Origin of the sequence: Phaeodactylibacter xiamenensis (genome assembly GCF_965229835.1) — a bacterium.
Classification (GTDB): Bacteria; Bacteroidota; Bacteroidia; order Chitinophagales; family Saprospiraceae; genus Phaeodactylibacter; species Phaeodactylibacter xiamenensis.
Genome location: NZ_OZ245931.1, coordinates 6,748,608 through 6,767,137, shown reverse-complemented (window position 1 = coordinate 6,767,137; position 18,530 = coordinate 6,748,608). Strand labels below are relative to the sequence as shown.

Genomic DNA, 18,530 nt, shown 5'->3' with positions numbered 1-18,530 from the left:
AGCCAAATTTCACCCAACTCCTCCTTGATTGTATTGTTAGGTTATTATTTGGCAAAAAGCTTAATATTACGGGCAATGGGCTCGGATGTAGTTCCCAGTTTTTGACATACGCCCAGCTTTCAAAACTCAAATGAGCTTCAACAGAAAATTTTTTCAAATGAAAACGACTGCTTTGGTATTGCTTCTAGGTTTAGGTTTCGCTGCATTCAGCTGTGTCCAACCACCAGACTACCCCGTAGAGCCTGAACTTGAGTATATTGGTTTTAACAAACTTACTTTCCCCCAGGGAGGAGCCAATGCCCCTTTTGACACCCTGGTCCTTCGTCTGGGCTTCACTGATGGTGATGGCGACCTGGGCAATGATGACTCCGCTATTGATATTTTCATAACGGACAGCCGGACGCCCGACTTCCCGGAAATCCGAAAATTACCGGTTATTCCGGAAGAAGGCGTAGGCAACGGCATCTCGGGTGAAATCATTCTGCGTTTTCCCAACCAGGTGTCACAGCTATGCTGCCTTGTGGAAGGCGAGCAGGGCTGCTCTGGCCCGATCCCGGGAGTGCCTTCAGATACCTTCTCTTACCAGGTACAGATTCAGGACCGGGCAGGCAACCTAAGTAATGTCGTACAGACGGAGATGGTCACGCTAATCTGCAACTGACAGCCAGTCGATATTCTTTTTAAGCATGCCTAGCGTTTGTTGCTCCGGGCCTCCCGGCTCCGGTTGGTGGCTGTATACCCAATGGGCAACCGGTGGCAGGCTCATGAGAATGGATTCGGTACGCCCATCGGTATCGAGCCCGAATTTGGTGCCTTTGTCCCAGACCAGATTGAATTCAACGTAACGGCCCCGGCGCAGAGCCTGCCAGCTCAGCTCCCGTTCTCCGTAGGGCTTGTCCTGATTCCGTGTGATCAACTCACTGTAGGCAGGAGCAAAAATCTCCCCCACCTCTTTCACAAAGGAAAAAATGGCCTCTTTTGACAGCCCTTCGCTTTCCTCATTCAGCCGGTCAAAGAAAATGCCCCCCACACCCCGCGTTTCTTTACGGTGTTTCAGGTAGAAATAATCATCCGCCCACTTTTTAAACCGGGGGTAAAATTCGGGATGGTGCCGGTCGCAAACTGCTTTCAGCTGTTCGTGGAAATACCGGGCATCCTTTTTATTAATATAATGTGGCGTCAGATCAATGCCTCCTCCAAACCAATACAGCCCGTTTTCCATCTCAAAGTAACGGACATTCATATGTATGATGGGCACCATCGGGCTGACCGGGTGCTGCACGATACTTACGCCGGTGGCCAGAAAACGGCCAGGCTCCACTCCCAGCGCATGGGTAACCCGCTCCGGCATTTCCCCGTGCACTGCAGAGAAATTGACGCCTCCCTTAGCGATGCGCTGTCCCTGAAGGATACGTGTGCGCCCACCACCGCCACCGGGGCGTTCCCAGGCATCTTCCTGAAACTTGCCCCCTCCGTCTGCGGCTTCCAACTGCTGACAAATACTATCCTGCAGCGACTTGAAAAATGAAATGATTTCCTGTTTATCAGTATACATGATGAATTTTCTTATTTTAGTGGCTCGTACTCAACAATTGCACAAAATACATCCCTTTGCTCAAGGCGCACCTATACATATTGTCAAGGCATTGTCAACGCCTTTTCCTGGTCCTCCCTTTGATGTTGATGGCAATGCCCGGTTTCGGTCAATACGATGCACCGGTTGACAGCCTGAAAAGCTTACTACATACGCAGCCTCCCCCCAAAAACCGGGGTATGCTGCTTAACGATATCAGCTATGCCTATAGTGTTTATCAGTTTGACTCGTCAAGGTACTATGCCGAATTAGCAGAGGCAGAGGGCATTGTACAAAAAGACACTTCGGTCATTGCAAGGGCTTACATCCTGCAGGGGTCGGCAGCCTCTGCTCAGGGCAACCTTGCTGAATCCATCCGAAAAACGGAACAAGCACTCAACCTGGCACTCGCGATCAATGATAGTACGAATCTCGCCAACGCTTACAACAACCTCGCCCTGGTGGATATGGATGCCGGAGATGCCCAACAGGCACTCAGCCGGTTTCATAAATCCCTGGACTACACTACGAATGACACGCTGGGGCGGGTGTACACCCTCAACAACATCGCTCTGCTCTATTACAACAGCGGAGATGAATCGGCTTGTGAAAAATATATGGCCCAGGCTATCGCAGAAGCACAAGTGTCTGATGACCCCCTGATCCTTCTTGAAGCCTACTTCACAGAAGGTATGATCAAGATGGAGGATACCACACAACTGGATTCCGCGCTGCTGCTCTTCAACAAGGCTCTCAATATATGCCGGGAATATAAAGACCTGACTACCGAAGTACATACGCTCATCAATATTGCCATCATACATCGCGATGCCAAGCGTACGGAACACAGTGAAAACGTATTGCAAAAGGTCATTAGCCTCTGTGATGAAAACAACTATCCACTTGGTGCCTACTATGCGATTATGGAGCTTGGTGAGTTGTACCTTGACAATAAACTGTACCCCAAAGCCAGGGAAGCTCTCGGGCGTATTCCAACCGGGAGCGCATTGGCACTGGGTGACCAATTGCTGCTGCACGAACTTAAGGCCAGATATTACCGGGAAACCGGTCAGTACCGGCAGGCACTGTCAGAGCAGGATTCTGTCCTGTTTTACAAAGACAGCCTGTCCAATACCCTCAAACAACAGGAGCTAACCCGCTTAGAAGTCAACTACGAAGTAGCTCAGAAAAACCGTGCCAACGAAATCCTTGCGCTGGAAAAGGAACAAGCCGAGCAAAAAGTCGTCAATCAGCAGCGCCTGGCATTGCTAACCGTATTTACACTGGTGCTCCTGCTCTTCACCACCCTGTTTTTATTGTGGCATCGCCGCCGGTTTAGCCAACAGCTGGAGCTACAGGTAGAACTGCAAACCCAGGAACTGCAAAAGGCTAACCACGAACTGGAGCAGTCCAACCAGGAACTGGAAAGGTTCACCTACATTGCTTCCCATGATTTGAAAGAGCCCCTTCGCAATATCATCAGCTTTACTACGCTGCTGGAGCGAAAGAAGGCACTCTGGGCGGGCCATGATGACGCCAGGGATTTTTTCAGCCATATTAAACGCAGCGCCCGGCAGATGCATACCCTGATTCAGGATGTGCTGGCCTATGCACAGGTGCGCGGAGGTCAGAATCAAACTGCCTTATCAAGGGTTAATCTCAACGAGATCATGGTACAGGTACAGGAAGCCCTTCAGCCCCAACTCGAAGCTAAAAACGCTAAACTCTACAGCGAAAACCTGACTTTCATAGAAGGTACGCCCCACCACTTCTACATCATACTCAAAAACCTGGTCGAGAACGGGCTCAAGTACAACGAGCACGAATCGCCCATGATCATTGTGCAGCAGGCACTGAAAACTGAGAAGCCCCGCCTATTGGTCATCGATAATGGTATTGGCATACCGGATGAATTCAAGCCCAAGGTTTTTGAAATGTTCTACCGGTTGCACGGCCGGTCTCAGTACGAGGGCACAGGTCTTGGCCTGGCTATCGTTCAGCGGCTTGCCGGCAGTCTCGGTGCAACCATCGAAATTAGCGACCGCCCGGGCGGCGGCACTATTTTCTCCATTGAGTTTGCTAATTGATACCAGCTTTTTCCGCAGCGGCAGCCACCACGCTTTTGCTGTTGCCGATAAAGATCTCGTCCTCTACCACAACTACCGGCCGTTTGAGGAAGGTATATTCCTCAAGGATCAGGCGCTTATAGTCGGCTTCCCCCAGTTCCTGCTCGTGCAGCCCCATAGCCCGGTATTTGCGCGAACGCCGGGTGAATAAAGCCTCATACGAGCCTGCCATGTCATACATCTCCAGTAGTTGTACTTCGGTTATTGGTTCGGTTTTGATATCTTGCAAGACAAAGCCCTCTCCGCCATTGAGTTCCCCGATGATGCGCTGACAGGTTTTGCAAGTGGACAAGTGATAAATTTTCTTCATCTTTTTTTCAGCAAAGATAAACGATGCAACGCATTTCCAATGCCGAACTCATCTTAAATGCCGACGGCAGCATTTACCACCTCAACCTCCGCCCGGAGGATATTGCCTCTACCATCATTACGGTGGGCAACCCCGGCCGGGTAGCCCGGGTCTCCCAATACTTTGACGAAGTACGGGTAAAGAAAGAAAAACGGGAGTTCGTTTGCCATACCGGCCGGATCGGGCAGAGGGAACTTTCTGTCCTTTCCACCGGCATTGGCCCCGACAATATTGATATCGTCATTAATGAGCTTGACGCACTGGTGAATATTGATTTCGAGACCCGTGCTCCAAAAGCCGAGCATACGGCGCTGAATATTATCCGGATCGGCACTTCCGGCTCCCTGCGGGCAGACCTTCCGGTGGATAGTTTTGTAGCTTCAGCCTATGGCATCGGGCTCGACAATATGCTTTCCTTTTACCAGTACCAGCAAAATCTACCGGAGGCAGAGCTCGAAGATGAACTGCGGGCTTTCCTCAAAGAGAAGATGGACCTGCCCTTTTACGTTTGCGCAGGCAGCAAGACACTATTGGAGACGGTTGGGCAGGGCATGCATCCCGGCATCACGCTTACGGCGGCTGGCTTCTACGGGCCTCAGGGGCGGCAACTCCGGCTGCAGCCCCGCTTCAGTACCGAACGGATGGAGCAGCTCGGTCACTTTTACTTTGGCCAGACGCCAATCACCAATTTTGAGATGGAAACCGCTGCTATTTACGGGCTTTGCCGCATGCTGGGCCACCAGGCACTGTCCACCAACGTTATCCTGGCGAACCGGCCGGCCGGGCAGTTTAGCCCGGACCCGAAAAAGTCTGTCGGAAAATTGATTAAATTTGTATTGCAACAGCTTGAATAGCAAACGTACTTTAATATATGCACATTGAAATTACCAAAAGGCTCTCCTGCCTGCTTATCAGTATACTTATACTGCATCCTCAGCTACAGGCGCAGCACAGCCATACATATGGCCGGACGCAGCCATTACCGCAATTGCAGAAGCAGCTGCAGAATGCCTCTGATGATTCCACGAAAGCTTACTTACTAAACGAAATCAGCTGGGCTTATCATGTCCGGAATCTTGATTCGGCTGCCTACTACGCTAATGCTGCTCTGACGCTCGCCCGCCAAATCAACTATCCGTCGGCTGAGGGCCGGGCAATCAACTTGCAGGCAGTGATCGCCTACATCAGGCAGTACCCTGTAAAATCATCGGCACTGAATCATGAAGTACTAAAAATAGGCAAGGCTATCCAGGATTCTTTTCTGATAACAGCAGCCTGCAATGACCTGTCCAGCTACCACTCCGTTAACGGCAATCTGGATTCCTCCTTTATTTACCTAAATGAAAGCCGGGCTTACTTAAAAAGCAGCGATACCCTCGCAAAGGTATTTGTCCTGTCTAACCTGGCCATCCTTCAGGAAAAACTGGGCTACACGGAGGACGCAGCTGACCACTTTGAAAAAACAATTGCTCTTGGGCAAAACAGCCAGGATACTGTTGCCAAAATTGTGGCGGCCATATCCGAAGCCGATTGGCATTTGATGCACGACAAGCCCCTGAAAGCCATCGCTTCCCTGCAAAAAGGCTACAACTATGCATTACATAGCAATAATCAGTATCACCAACTTCTACTTAGCAGATACCTAGCATTTCTCAATAAACTACAGGGTAGAAGCGAACAAGCTTATCAGTTCTACCAGAAAACCCTGCAGGAATCCTGGTCTAAACGATACCACCGTATTTACCACTCCATCCTTTTCGATTACGTTAATTTCCTGCGCGAAGAGGAGGACTATGCAAGTATACTCCAACTATACCAGACCCATAAACCGCTCATCCCTCAGATGGAATTGGAAACTAAAGTCGCTTTTTTCAATGCTGTTGCAGATGCCTACCTGCACGAGCAGCAGTTTGAAGCAGCGGCTTGGTTAAAAGACAACATTTTGCATCTTCAGGATAGCTTGCTGAACCTGGACCGGCAGCGAACTATAGCAGAGTTGCAGTACAAATTCAAACTGGAAAGCGAAGTGGTGGAGAACAAATTGCTCAAGTTGGAATATGAAGCCAGCCGCCTGGAACTGGCTCAAAAAAACAGCTGGCTGACCGCAGCGATAGCAAGCTTGCTTTTTGCCGCGAGCCTGCTCTTTGCACTTTATTACTTTTACAGCCAAAAAAAGCAGCACAACGAGCAGCTCGAAAAAGAAGTGGAAGCACGTACAGCCCAGCTTAAAAAGTCGAATACGAAACTACGCCTCGCCAACCAGGAATTGGAAAAAAGTAACGAAGAACTGGAACGCTTCGCTTTTATCACCTCCCACGATATGAAAGAGCCGCTGCGCAACATCAACAGCTTTTCGACTTTGCTCGACCGCCGCATGCAGTCGATTGGCTATCAGGACGAACAGTCCCGTGAATTCCTGGCCTTCATAACCCGGGGTGCCCGGCAATTACATACTTTAGTTGAAGATGTGCTCTTTTACAGCCGTATCAGACAGGGATACGACCCTGAATATCAGGATATCCAATTAGAGGAAAGATGGGCAGGCATACGGGAGCAGTTGAGCATCCTGCTAAATGAAAAGAATGCTACGGTGGAGCTCTTCAGTTCCGGAACCTGCCGGGGGCCTGCACCGGTGATCGATATCCTCATTAAAAACCTCGTAGAAAACGGTGTAAAATACAATACGGCAGCTATCCCGCTCATCACTATCCGGCAAGGCGAAAAAGACCAACATTACTGGATTAGTGTAGAGGATAACGGCATAGGTATCCCAACTGAATTCCAGGAGAAGGTTTTCAACATGTTTTTCCGTATGCACGACCGCGGCACTTATCAGGGCACCGGATTAGGGCTGGCTATCGTACGGCGCCTGACAGACTATATCGGGGGCACGATAACCCTGCAGAGTGAAGAAAATAAAGGGAGCGTGTTTACCATTCGATGGCCGAAAGAGAAAACACAGTCGGGCATCAATCACTGACGACCGAGCCGGATCAGCCTGCAGTTGGACATTACTAATGCCAACAGGGAGCCCGGTAATAACTGCATGCTGCAAAACCGTCCAGCATACAACGCCCAATACCAACAAAAATCAATGCACCGCCAGTATGATCAGACCAATATGCACAACTGTATTTTTAGCTATAGGAATACCCTTAGCCTTATTCTGCCAAAGTTTTTCGCCGGCAAACAATGGAGCAGCCCGTAACAGCTCAGCATATGGCACCTACACTCCTGTGGCTCAACACGATAAGCGGCAAACACCAGCCGACAGTATACTTGTCCATTTGCAGCAACTATCTGAGCAGGGCGACTACCTGGCTCTCCTGCAGCAATATTATGCCCATCGGCAGTTTTTCGTTGAACAAACGGTAAGCCCGGCTAAATGGAGTATACTCTATGCATTGCTGAGTACTGCTCAGGCCCGGTTGGGTAACTATGAAACGGCTATCCGGCTCAAAGACAGCCTTATTCTCTATCAGAATATCGCTCTAACTCACCAAAAATCGGCAGCACTTGCCGCACTTGCAGCCCGATACCCCATTGATGAAGCGAGAGCACAGCGCCGGGAGCTTGAGAAACAGCGCATCCGGCAGGAAATGGCCATCAACCGGCAGCAGCAAAATTTTTCGGTTCTCATTACTGCCCTGATACTCTTACTGGCAGCTGGGGGGGGGCTCATGGCTCTGCGTACCCGCCAAAAAAGATATCAAAAAGAACTGGAGCAGGCAGTGGCAGAACATAAAAAGGAACTGAGGGAAAAAAATCAGCAACTTCAGGATTACAACAAAGACCTTCAGGCTTTCTACCGAAGTACGAGTCATGACCTCGTGGAGCCCCTGCGGAATATTACAAGTTTTGCAGGTCTGCTGGAACGCTACTACCGGCAGCAGCAACAACAAACCCGGGAATCAGCAGCCCGTAATCTGAAAGCAGCAAGCAAACAAATGCACCAACTTGTAGTACGGCTACCGGAGCTACTCGGGGTAAAACATTGACTTATGAGCCGTAAATTCTATATTCTGATACTCTTTGTCTGTATACTGCCACAACTGTCCTATACACAGCCGGCAAAAGACAGCCTGCAGCTTTTGATCGAAACGGCGCCTACAGACAGTGCCCGGGCGATTTATCACAACCAATTAGCAGGCGTACTATTCTACGAAAATGTGGACTCAGCACTGTACCATGCAGTACGCGCACAAAAAATAGCACAGGCTACCGGCATGGCTGCGGAAGAAGCGCAGGCGCATTACGCGGCTGCTGTCCTCTACAGCGTAAAGGGGAACCGGGAAGAACAGCTTTTCCACCTCGGCAAAAGCTTGCAGCTTGCCAGGCAAATCAAAGACTCCACAAAGATTCATTCAGTCATTGTGGAGCAAGCGCTAATTTTAATAGACAACGGGCGGATGGCCGAAGCCCTGCAAAGACTGCAGCAAAGCCTTGACTATACCCACTATGGAGGAGAGGACCTGCTGTATTCCCTGTACTACATCGCTGCATTGCACTTCGAGATGGGCAACGATAGTCTGGGGCTCGCGTACGAGCAGCGCGTTGTTTCCCTGCTTGACGAACTCAATCAGCCGCTACTGCATACCCGGATACTCATACAAACCGGAAGAAGCATGATTGATGCAAGTCAGTGGGCGAAGGCAGAAAGCCGACTGCAAAAAGGCCTGGAAATGGCAACCCGGCAGGGCAGCAACAACAGCATTGCACTGGCTTTAAAGGGTCTGGCTGAAATCAATATGCATTATGGTCATTATGAGCAGGCTGACAATCAGTTAGAGCAATCCCTCGAGCTATGCCTGCAGGATGACTTTAAACCCGTGCAGCTAACCGTCATACTTACACAGCTCAAGTTGATGATTGAGACGCAGCAGTACAGGCGTGCTTTACAGTATTACCAAGCCTATTACCCCGGGGTGGCCAGCTTTCGGCATAGTAATGATCAGCGGCTATTACTCTGGTCCTGCCTGAAAACAATCTACCGGGAAAACCGCAAGTTGAAACCAGCCTTTGAAGCTCAGGATTCCATTCTTTTTTATCAAACCCTGCAACTTGCAGAAGAAGAACAAAAAGCAGTAGCATCACAGGAATCAGAATATCAGCTAAAACTCGAAAAGGACCAACGGGATGCACTCGCTCTGGAAACACAAAAGCAGGAATTAGCCATCAGTGAACGCCAAACACTGCTCATCATACTTACTGCGGTATTCATGCTGGTTGCTGTAGTTGCTGCTCTGTTTTTTACGCTTACCAACCTCACCGGCAAGCGGTACGAGCGCAAATTAAAGCAAAGTATTGCCCGGGATACTGCCGAGCTCCGTAAGGTCAACCAAAAGCTGAAGGATGTGCAGCTTCGACTCGAATCCTTTTTTCGCATTGCCGCCACTCAACTGAAGGCTCCTCTGCAGAGCATCCGACAGGAGCTGGCTTATGCAGAACCCCGACAGTTGAGGGATGAGCAAAACCAAGCGAAAGAGTACCACCTCTTTCTGGAGAAGGGGGTGCAACAGATGGAAAAACTAATCGAGGGGATACAGGCTTTTGCAGACGTCCATAACAAGACCTTGAATACAGAATCCATCAATCTCGCCGAAGCCACAGAAGATATCTTCAGCGAAGCGGCAACCCGCTTTCCGGATAAAAAAACCAGCCTGAAACTTGAAACACCTCTCCCGGTTATAAATGGACCGGGAGAACTTATCCGTGCAGTCCTCGCCCATTTGATCCCCAATGCCATTCATTTTACCCCTGGAGACAATGTGACTGTTCTCGTTGGATATCGCAAAACGCCCGAGGTTCATGAAATATGGGTTAAGGACTACGGTAGTGGTATCGAACCGGAATTTCAGGAGCGGATATTCGATCTGTTTTACCGTTTGCAGGACCGCGGGCAGAGTCAGAACCCGGGCATTGGGTTGCCCTTATCGCAAAAGCTGGCCCAACAAATGAACGGGGCGCTCCGTGTAAAGAGCGCCCCGGGCATGGGTAGTACATTTACCCTCAGTGTTCCTGTACAGTAAGCTTAGCCGTTGCCTTTCTTATGATCGGCCAGGAACTTCTCCAGGCCAATGTCCGTTAGTGGGTGCTTCAGTAAGCCCATAGCGGCATCGAGCGGGCAGGTAAAGACATCCGCTCCGGCACGGGCGGCGTCCACAATATGCTTGGCATTACGGATGGAAGCTGCCAGGATTTCTGTTTCGTAGCCCTGAATGGCATAAATTTCAGCGATTTGCTCAATGAGAGCGATGCCGTCCCAGCTGATGTCATCAATACGGCCGATAAAAGGGGAAAGGTAAGTCGCACCAGCCTTAGCAGCCAGGATCGCCTGGCCAGCAGAAAAGACCAGCGTACAGTTGGTACGAATACCATTGTCGCGGAAGTAGCTTAGGGCTTTTACCCCATCCTTAATCATTGGGACTTTCACCACGATATTAGGGGCCAGTTTGGAGAGCGCTTCTCCCTCTTTGATGATGCCCTCGAAATCGGTGGAGATGACCTCAGCACTCACATCACCGTCCACAATTTCACAGATTTTCTGGTAATGGGCGTAGATATTGTCCTGACCGGTAATTCCCTCTTTTGCCATAAGGGAAGGATTGGTGGTTACACCGTCCAGGATACCTAATTCATTAGCCTCCTTAATTTGATCAAGGCTGGCTGTATCAACGAAAAACTTCATATTTCAGGTTGGTTTTTACAGTATTTTCAGAATAGACGTTCAAAGATAGAACCTGTAGTAACCGCAATAGTTTGGTGAGATATCCGGAAGGAAAAAAATAAGGCGAGCAACACATCGCACCGCTCAACCTGCCTACCCTTGCTGCGTTTCCGCCCTGGGGGAGTTCAGCGGGAGCTGGTCGTGTGCGCTCGCCGGACGGCAAAGGTAAGGGGTTCCTTTGGAAATTCCAAAACTCTGCCCCCGGCGTTGCAATTATTTTTTCTCTCCTTTTGGAATAATCTCCGTCTTCTCACCGAAGTATTGCACAAAGCGCTGCATATCAGCAGCTAACTCGGCATTCTGTGTAGCTTTATAGTAGGTATCCGCCAGTGCTCTCAGCGTTTGGAACATAAACCGGTCCATTTCGATCACCTGCATCTGCTTTGTCCACAGGTCAATCCGGAGTGTATCCTTCGTCTCCCGGTCAAAAATAGACAACAGAAAAGCTTTTGCGGACTGCAGCTCCGGCCCGTCAGGTCCGTCTACCGATGCCCATTGTATATCGATGGGCATGTTTTCCGCATCCAGCCCTACATTAATTTTTATTTCTGACCACTTCTTAACTTCGTCTGCCATAATTCTTTCGGTATTTTTTTGCTGACCAATTTCCAGGCATTGGTTTAGTACGCCCGGAGCGGGCCGAAATTACTAAATTTCAACCCGATATTCTACTGACCTGCCTGCCACCTGCCTGGTTCGCGCCTTTGATGTTGTTTTTTGATCAGTACTGTAGTATCCTGTATCCCCTACCGGCTATTTTGGTAAAAAAGACCTGACTATGTCCCAAATCAATGTTCTCAAACGGATTGTTCTGCCCCTTTACTGCTGCATTTTTCTCCCCTACTGTGTGCCGGCACAAAACGCGGTAACTTCCGGCCGTCTGTATGTAGAGCCCCCTACCCTGATCTGTCTGGGCTTTGAGTGGTACATAGGTGGAGATGACAACCGCAACGCTTCTGTGGAAGTTGCCTACCGCAAAGCCGGAGACCCGGGCTGGAAAACAGGCATGCCTCTTATCCGGATTGGAGACGAGATGGCTGGCATTGCTGAGCTGACCTACAGGACGCCACGCCTTTTTGCTGGCAGCATCATTGATTTGGAGCCTGATACGGAGTACGAATGCCGCCTCACGCTCAGCGACCCTGATGGCGTGGAGCTTGGGCAGGCCGTACATATCCTACGCATCAAAACCCGGGCTGAGCCTCAGGCCAAAGCTAATGGCCGCATCCGGCATGTCTACCCTCCGGACTGGAAAGGCGAAAAGGAAACGCCCGCCTACGAAGGCCTGATGCATGCTTACTATGGCTTTCGGCGTTATGCTGACCACAATCAGACCGTTGACCCGGTACAGCCCGGAGATATGATCCTGGTGCATGCTGGTACTTACAAGGCTGATCGCTACAACTACCGTAATGAGCATGCGCTTACCTTCCACGGTACCTACAGCCTGACCCACGATGGCACCCCGGAGCGGCCCATTGTTATTAAAGCTGCCGGAGATGGAGCGGCCATATTCGATGGTGACGGCGCATACCGTCTGTTTGATCTTATGGCAGCCGACTACCACCACCTTGAGGGCCTGACCATCAGAAATGCCGACATTGGCATACTAGCCGGAGAGAAGAATGTACTTGGCTGTGAAGGGCTCGTGGTGAAAAACTGCCGGATAGAAAATGTAGGCATCGGCATCATGGCTCAGTACCGGGGCTGCCGCAATTTTTACCTGGCAGATAACCACATCACTGGCCGGGTCGATACCACCCGCCTGCTGCGCAAGGAAAGAGGGCCTGACGGCAAGCTGCAACAAAGAGCTTATTCTTACTACGGCGTCAAAGTCTACGGGCAGGGGCATGTCATCTGCCACAACTATGTGGCCTACTTCTTCGATGGCATTGACATTTGCACCCACGGGGCTGCAGAACTCCAGGAGGATGAGCGTAGCGTAGCCATCGACGTGTACAACAACGATATTTTTCTGACCAACGACAACTTCTTCGAAGCCGATGGAGGCACCTACAACCTCAGGTTTCTTCGCAACCGGGGCTTCAACTCCGCTCAATCGGGCTTCACCAATCAGCCTGTCTTGGGCGGCCCCGTATACTGGATCCGAAATATCGGTTACAACATTCCGGAAAAGCCTGCTCTCAAGTATTGGGAGACCCGCCCCGGCGCTATTATCGCCTACCATAATGTTATTACGACCTACTCCGGGCGCAGCTGGAAAGGCATGAACAATGCTCAATTCCGCAACAACCTGTTCCTGCAGCCTGATGACGCGCCACAGCCTACGCTGGGCATGAAGACCTACACGAGCTACACTACGAGCGATTACAATGGCTACCGTTTCCACGACGGACAGGAGGCCCCTTTTTCCTGGCATGCCCCAAAACCTGGTGTGCTCCGGGACTACGTACTCAGCCATGAGGCATCGACCTTCCAAACGCTGGAAGACCTCGCTGCCGCCACCGGGCAGGAGCAACACAGCATTACTGTAGACTTTTCAGATTTTGTAAAGGTACCGGTCCCGAATTTCAAAGCATGGCAGGCTGCTAACCCGGACCCCGATGCAGAAGCCTTCCCTATTTGGTATCCGGAAGGTATGGATTTTCACCTCAGCCCTGGTAGCAAAGCCATTGACGCAGGGGTGCGTATCCCTAATGTGAATGATGATTTCATGGGAGAAGCTCCCGATATGGGCGCACTGGAAGGCAATCGGCCCGCGCCCCACTATGGCCCCCGAAATTAGTGGTCAAAACAAGAATAGCACAATGGGTCCTATCTCAACAGTCTTGTGCCCGCATTGGCTATTTCGTGAATGGCTTCAGAATCGTAAATAATCTGACCAGGTTGCAAGCCCTGAGCAACAGCAATCATCGCTTTTGCGACATCCTCAGCTTCCACTGGCCGGTATTTGCCCATCACTTTACCCCGGATATAGGGAGCAACGCCCCGGGTCAGGCGCACCGCCAATTGCTCTGCCAGCCGTTGCTCTTGCCTTGGCCCCAGCAGTAAGGAGGGCTCGAAGATATGTATACCCCACAGGGGCAGCTCACGGATGGCGGCTTCCAGCTCTCCTTTCACGCGGGAATAGAAAAACAGGGAATCGCGGTCTGCCCCAACGGAAGAAACCAGCATCAACTGATTGGCACCTGCCGCTGCAGCTGCCTTCGCAGTTTCGTAAGCGTAGGTGAAGTCGACTTTGTAGAATGCTTCTTTACTACCAGCTTTAGCCATAGTTGTCCCCAGGCAGGAAAAGACATCCTGTCCCTCCATGAGGTACTGGTAATCAGCGGCTTTGTCAAAATCAATGACATGCTGCACAAACCCTTCGCCCTCAATGTCGAGCTTGCGCCGGCCAAAGCTGACCACCCGTTTGTAGGCAGGGTGCGCAATCAACTGCCGGAGCACAAAGCCGCCGACCAGGCCGGAGCCTCCAAATACCAATGCGGTCTTCTGATGTCTGCTAATTTCCATATTCACTGCAAAAGTAAGAACTTTTCCTTTTCTAACGCGACACGGGCAAGGTATAGTAAGATGCTGAGATCCCGCCCCAGATACCGAGCCCACCCTCTACATTCGACTCAATCAGGGTATAGCTCGAAAAGGGCCCCTGATTGGCCGTATTGAACTCCACGGTATTCCAAAAATCAAAGTGGGCTTCATCTATGGTCATCCACTTTACAGTGATGGTATCGCCTACCGTGTAAAAACCAAAGGTCTCCAGGTCAATATCCACACTTCCTCTGGGAATGGGGCGGAAGAGCGGGAATTCCACCACTTCACCATCAAACAGCCGGTCGTCTGTAACAGAAGCCCCCGGACTGATGATCGGGCCGCCATTGGTGCCCACCTGATAACGGTAAAAATTGGGCGTGCTTGCGGGGTCTTTCAGGTAACCCAATAGCTGCGCCAGGGTATCAACAGGCTCGCCCGGAGGGGGCCGGAACCGCAGGGAGTCGATTGGTACCCGTTCCGGAATGCTTGTCACGGCACGTAGTTGCCGCCCCTCTGCGTCCACCAGCAAAGTATAGGTTTTTCCTTCCTCACCAATCATGGAGAAACTCATATCAATGTACACACAGAAGTTGAAGCCGAGGCTGTCCACCGCAAGCCCAAAGGCATCGGCAGCCAGTTGCTTTTCCAGAGGAGATAGCTCATTCAGGCAGATTTCTTCCAGTTGTACGGTATCCTGGCCATCAGTAATGCGTACATCTGCCCCGCTTACGAAATTATCATTGAAGTCTTCGGCGCTAAATTCAGAAAAGAAATTAGTGGACCGCGAAAGAATCACAAATGGTGGGCGTGATTCCGCACCCGCTTCAATGTAGCCCTCCACTACGATTTCCTGAGGCAGGTCAACAGAAGCAGGCACGAATTCCTGCTCGCAGCTTACCGTGAGCCATCCCATTATCAGGACAAAAAAGAAAATACGATTCATGCAGCTTGGTTTCTGCTGGCAGAACAACCGTAGCCCGGGTAAGTTTTCGCTGTTAAGATTTAATCCGCTTATACCGCAAACGGATGGAGTTGCCAATTACCACCACATCCGAAAATGCCATAAACAGTGCGCCCCACATCGGGTTGAGAAAGCCCATAGCGGCGATTGGGATGGCCACAATATTGTAGGCAAAAGCCCAAAACAGATTCTGCTTGATGGTCAGCACCGTATGCTCTGAAATACCAAAGGCTTTGCGAAGGTACTCCAGCTTGCCGTTCAGCAGGATGATCTGTGCGGATTGGATCGCTACCTGGGAAGCATTGCTTAGCGAGACGCCAACGGTTGCCTTAGCCAAAGCCGGCGCATCATTGATGCCATCTCCAACCATAGCAGTAGGCCCCTGAGCAGAAAGGGCCGCAATGCGTTCCAGTTTTTGCTCCGGCAGCTGGGCACCGTAGTACTCCTCAATGCCAAGATAGCCTGCCACTTCAGCGACTTTCGCCTCCTGATCGCCACTCAGAAGCACCGCAGATTTGCCCTGTGATTTCAGGTAAGCCACTGTTTCCGCTGCATCCGCCTTAATATCATCCGCCAAAGTAATAGTCGCCAGCAGGGTATCGTTTTCGATCAGATAGAGAGCTCCCGGCTCGCCGGCGACCTGCGGTGGCAGCATCCGGTCAGAGCCGAGGCGAATGGTATGCCCGTGTTGGTCCCGTGCCTGCAGGCCACGCCCTTTCAGCTCTTCTACCTCCTGCAACTCCACCGCTACGCCATTCACCCGGCTCGCCATCTCCCGGAGCAGGGACTGTGCAATGGGGTGAGAAGAATGCTGTTCCAGTTTGTAAATCAGGGCGTTTGCCCGAGCCTCATCCGGCTGATGGTACTCAATATGCCTGATACGAAAATCCCCGGTGGTCAGTGTACCTGTTTTATCAAAGACTACTTTTTTGACGCGGGAAAAAACCTCCAGGGTTTGCCCGCCTTTCACCAGGATGCCATTCCTCGCCAAACGGCCCACGCCCACCATTACAGCTGTAGGCGTAGCCAGTCCCATTGCGCAGGGGCAGGAAATCACCAGTACAGCGATGGCATTCATCAGCGCCTGCCCGAAAGCCAGCCCAAAGACGAAGTGCCCAAGCAGAAGCGTCAGAAGAGCAATGCTCAATACCACCGGCACGAAAATAGCACTGATTTTATCCGCCAGCCGCTGTATATCCGGCTTGTCCTGTTGAGCGGTTTTCACCAGTTCTATCATTTGGCTCAATACCGTGTCCCGGCCTGCTGCCGTCACCTCCATTTTTACAGAACCGCCAACGATCACCGAGGCCCCGATGACCTGATCACCAGCCGACTTGTTCACCGGCAAGCTTTCGCCAGTCAGCATAGACTCGTCCACAGCCGCTTCCCCTTCCAGGATTTGGCCATCCAGAGGCACTTTATCGCCTTCGTTCACCAGCAAGGTATCGCCTACTTTGACTTCTTCCCGCTTCAGCGTGACCACCGCACCGGAGGGCATGATCTTACGTGCGGTCTCTACCTGTAGCTTCGTCAGCTCCCCAATCGCAGTCGTAGTCTGCTCCACCGCTCGCTTTTCAAGCCAGTTGCCCACCAGCACCAGGGTAACAATCGTAGCGCTCGTCTCATAAAAAATGTAATTGGCTTCCCAGAGCAGTGTCCCCACAAGGCTGTAAACGAAGGCGGCTGTGCTGCCTACAAAAATCAGCACATCCATATTGGGCACCCCTCCTTTAAGCGAGCTAAGGGCCGAGCGCCCGAAGTGCAGGAACCCGATCACGAAAGGTGGCAGGCACAGGGCCATTTGAAACCAGTAATTTTCCATGATGACCAACTCCACACCCGCCATCATAAAGAAGTGGTACATCAGTAGAGGGAAAGTGAAGATGGCACTAACCAGCAATTTGCGCTCCAGCGTCCACCATGGCCCTTTGGCATCGCTGTCCTCATCCACCACCGAAAAGCCCAGTTTGTGGATGCCCTGCCGGACTTTCTCCCGGTCGATGCCCGATGCTGTCTCCCGGTAGCGTACCTCCTTAGTCTGGAAATTCACATATACCTCTTCCAGCCCTTTACGCTCCAGGAATTTATTCAGGCTTGCCGCGCAGTTGTTGCACGTCATGCCCTCTACTTTCAACTCTACAATATTGTTAGCCATAGTGATGGTCGCTTTTCTGTCTGAATATAGAAAGGATGCTAAACCTTGCCCGCCCTTTCACACTTGTTAAAGGGTGTGCATAACAAATTGCACTTTTTCCTGGATAAGCTGGAGCAGAGCGGGAAGCTCTACCCCAGCAGCCATAGGGCTTAAATGCAGAGGGTTGCCTTTGTGTTTTGTGCAATTTGTTATACACACTGTTAAAGGTATGGAGCAGTTGTTTAATTTGGAACAGCTACCTTCGTATTATTAACACATCAATCCAAAATCAGATTAATGATGAGAACGCTAAGCCTGTTATTTGTGCTTGCCTTGTTTTTCACCGGCTGCCAGAGCGGCGGCAGCACCAACGAAACAGAAGAAACGACAGCCGACACCACTGCGGTGGATTCAGAACCTGCTACCAGGTATTCCCTCACGCCTTTCAGCGAGTCAAAAGCCTATCCTGATGCGGCTATTGAGGGTGTTACCTATGATGCCGGGAAATTCAACTTCACCATAAGTGGAGAAACGTACGAACTCGGTGTACAAACACCCGACGCAGACGCTAAAATGTGCGCCAACAGCGCTAAAGGCCAGCACATCCACCTGATTATCGATGATCAGCCCTATGCTGCCAAATACGAGGCTTCCTTTGACTACGAAATTGAGGACGGCGACCACTACATGCTTGCTTTTCTTTCCCGCTCCTACCACGAGAGTATCAAGACAGATCAGGCACATGTTGCTAAGAAAGTAACGATTGAGAACAATGGTTTCATGGCGGTCGATAATATTACAGAACCTATTCTGTTCTACAGCCGCCCTAAAGGTACGTACACTGGCAAAGCCCAAACCGAAAAGGTCATGCTCGACTTTTACCCGGTCAATGTACCAGGCTTCGGTACCGACCACATGGTGAAAGCCACTATCAACGGCGAAGACCATATGATCGACACCTGGCAGCCATACTATGTAGAAGGTCTTCCAATGGGTGAGAACACCATCACACTGACCCTCGTTGATGCCGAAGGCAATAAAGTAGATACGCCGCTCAATCCGGTTACCCGTACCTTTACCCTGCAGGAGGACCCGGCAGAGTAAATATTGAGCGCATCGCTTACCTATTTAAAGCGAAATAATCACTATACAGGCAGTCCGCACC

Annotated in this window: 15 protein-coding genes and 1 other RNA gene; 8 read left to right on the top strand and 8 right to left on the bottom strand. The window is 50.9% G+C overall.

Features of this window, described 5'->3' with window-relative positions; translation table 11 throughout:
• Positions 1-157: 157 nt before the first annotated feature.
• Positions 158-661: a hypothetical protein gene (locus tag ACO08I_RS26120; protein WP_076650659.1), complete on the top strand. Its 504-nt coding sequence runs from the start codon at positions 158-160 to the stop codon at positions 659-661.
• On the opposite strand, the gene hemF is transcribed toward ACO08I_RS26120, so the two are convergent.
• Positions 647-1,555, bottom strand: a complete 909-nt coding sequence (gene hemF, locus ACO08I_RS26115; protein ID WP_282775707.1) for an oxygen-dependent coproporphyrinogen oxidase — start codon at positions 1,553-1,555, stop codon at positions 647-649. The genes ACO08I_RS26120 and hemF overlap by 15 nt on opposite strands.
• Positions 1,556-1,773: 218 nt before the next feature.
• Between hemF and ACO08I_RS26110 the strand changes: the two genes are divergently transcribed.
• Complete coding sequence (locus ACO08I_RS26110) at positions 1,774-3,660, top strand: ATP-binding protein (RefSeq protein WP_421947571.1); 1,887 nt, start codon at positions 1,774-1,776, stop codon at positions 3,658-3,660.
• Here ACO08I_RS26110 and ACO08I_RS26105 read toward each other — a convergent pair.
• On the bottom strand, positions 3,653-4,009 hold the full coding sequence (locus tag ACO08I_RS26105; protein ID WP_421947570.1) for an arsenate reductase family protein: 357 nt from the start codon (positions 4,007-4,009) through the stop codon (positions 3,653-3,655). The genes ACO08I_RS26110 and ACO08I_RS26105 overlap by 8 nt on opposite strands.
• Positions 4,010-4,032: 23 nt before the next feature.
• Here ACO08I_RS26105 and ACO08I_RS26100 point away from each other — a divergent pair, with 23 nt between their 5' ends.
• The 4 genes from ACO08I_RS26100 to ACO08I_RS26085 all read left to right on the top strand — a co-directional run bounded on the left by ACO08I_RS26100 (position 4,033) and on the right by ACO08I_RS26085 (position 10,077).
• Complete coding sequence (locus ACO08I_RS26100) at positions 4,033-4,902, top strand: nucleoside phosphorylase (protein ID WP_421947569.1); 870 nt, start codon at positions 4,033-4,035, stop codon at positions 4,900-4,902.
• A 17-nt stretch (positions 4,903-4,919) separates the two neighbouring features.
• Complete coding sequence (locus ACO08I_RS26095) at positions 4,920-7,028, top strand: ATP-binding protein (protein WP_421947568.1); 2,109 nt, start codon at positions 4,920-4,922, stop codon at positions 7,026-7,028.
• A gap of 127 nt (positions 7,029-7,155) precedes the next feature.
• Positions 7,156-8,046, top strand: coding sequence for a hypothetical protein (locus ACO08I_RS26090; RefSeq protein ID WP_421947567.1), 891 nt, complete (start codon positions 7,156-7,158; stop codon positions 8,044-8,046).
• 3 nt (positions 8,047-8,049) lie between these two features.
• Positions 8,050-10,077 (top strand): sensor histidine kinase, encoded by a 2,028-nt coding sequence (locus ACO08I_RS26085; RefSeq protein ID WP_421947566.1) that lies wholly within the window; start codon positions 8,050-8,052, stop codon positions 10,075-10,077.
• A gap of 2 nt (positions 10,078-10,079) precedes the next feature.
• On the opposite strand, the gene fsa is transcribed toward ACO08I_RS26085, so the two are convergent.
• The 3 genes from fsa to ACO08I_RS26070 form a co-directional block, all read right to left on the bottom strand.
• Complete coding sequence (fsa, locus tag ACO08I_RS26080; RefSeq protein WP_044223449.1) at positions 10,080-10,736, bottom strand: fructose-6-phosphate aldolase; 657 nt, start codon at positions 10,734-10,736, stop codon at positions 10,080-10,082.
• Between the two features lie 98 nt (positions 10,737-10,834).
• An RNA gene (gene ffs, locus ACO08I_RS26075) (signal recognition particle sRNA small type) lies at positions 10,835-10,929 on the bottom strand.
• A gap of 59 nt (positions 10,930-10,988) precedes the next feature.
• A complete protein-coding gene (locus ACO08I_RS26070) occupies positions 10,989-11,351 on the bottom strand; it encodes a gliding motility protein GldC (RefSeq protein ID WP_282775700.1) in 363 nt (120 codons plus the stop codon).
• Between the two features lie 202 nt (positions 11,352-11,553).
• On the opposite strand from ACO08I_RS26070, the gene ACO08I_RS26065 reads away from it, so the two are divergent.
• Complete coding sequence (locus ACO08I_RS26065; protein ID WP_421947565.1) at positions 11,554-13,521, top strand: hypothetical protein; 1,968 nt, start codon at positions 11,554-11,556, stop codon at positions 13,519-13,521.
• Between the two features lie 29 nt (positions 13,522-13,550).
• On the opposite strand, the gene ACO08I_RS26060 is transcribed toward ACO08I_RS26065, so the two are convergent.
• Genes ACO08I_RS26060 through ACO08I_RS26050 form a run of 3 tightly spaced genes read right to left on the bottom strand, consistent with a single transcriptional unit; the run spans position 13,551 to position 17,386 of the window.
• Positions 13,551-14,249, bottom strand: a complete 699-nt coding sequence (locus ACO08I_RS26060; protein ID WP_282775698.1) for an NAD(P)H-binding protein — start codon at positions 14,247-14,249, stop codon at positions 13,551-13,553.
• A 31-nt stretch (positions 14,250-14,280) separates the two neighbouring features.
• Entirely contained in the window at positions 14,281-15,213 is a 933-nt protein-coding gene (locus ACO08I_RS26055; RefSeq protein ID WP_282775697.1) for a DUF4249 domain-containing protein, read from the bottom strand.
• 52 nt (positions 15,214-15,265) lie between these two features.
• Entirely contained in the window at positions 15,266-17,386 is a 2,121-nt protein-coding gene (locus tag ACO08I_RS26050; protein WP_421947564.1) for a heavy metal translocating P-type ATPase, read from the bottom strand.
• 276 nt (positions 17,387-17,662) lie between these two features.
• Between ACO08I_RS26050 and ACO08I_RS26045 the strand changes: the two genes are divergently transcribed.
• Positions 17,663-18,469: a hypothetical protein gene (locus tag ACO08I_RS26045; protein WP_052516104.1), complete on the top strand. Its 807-nt coding sequence runs from the start codon at positions 17,663-17,665 to the stop codon at positions 18,467-18,469.
• The last annotated feature ends 61 nt before the right edge of the window (positions 18,470-18,530 follow it).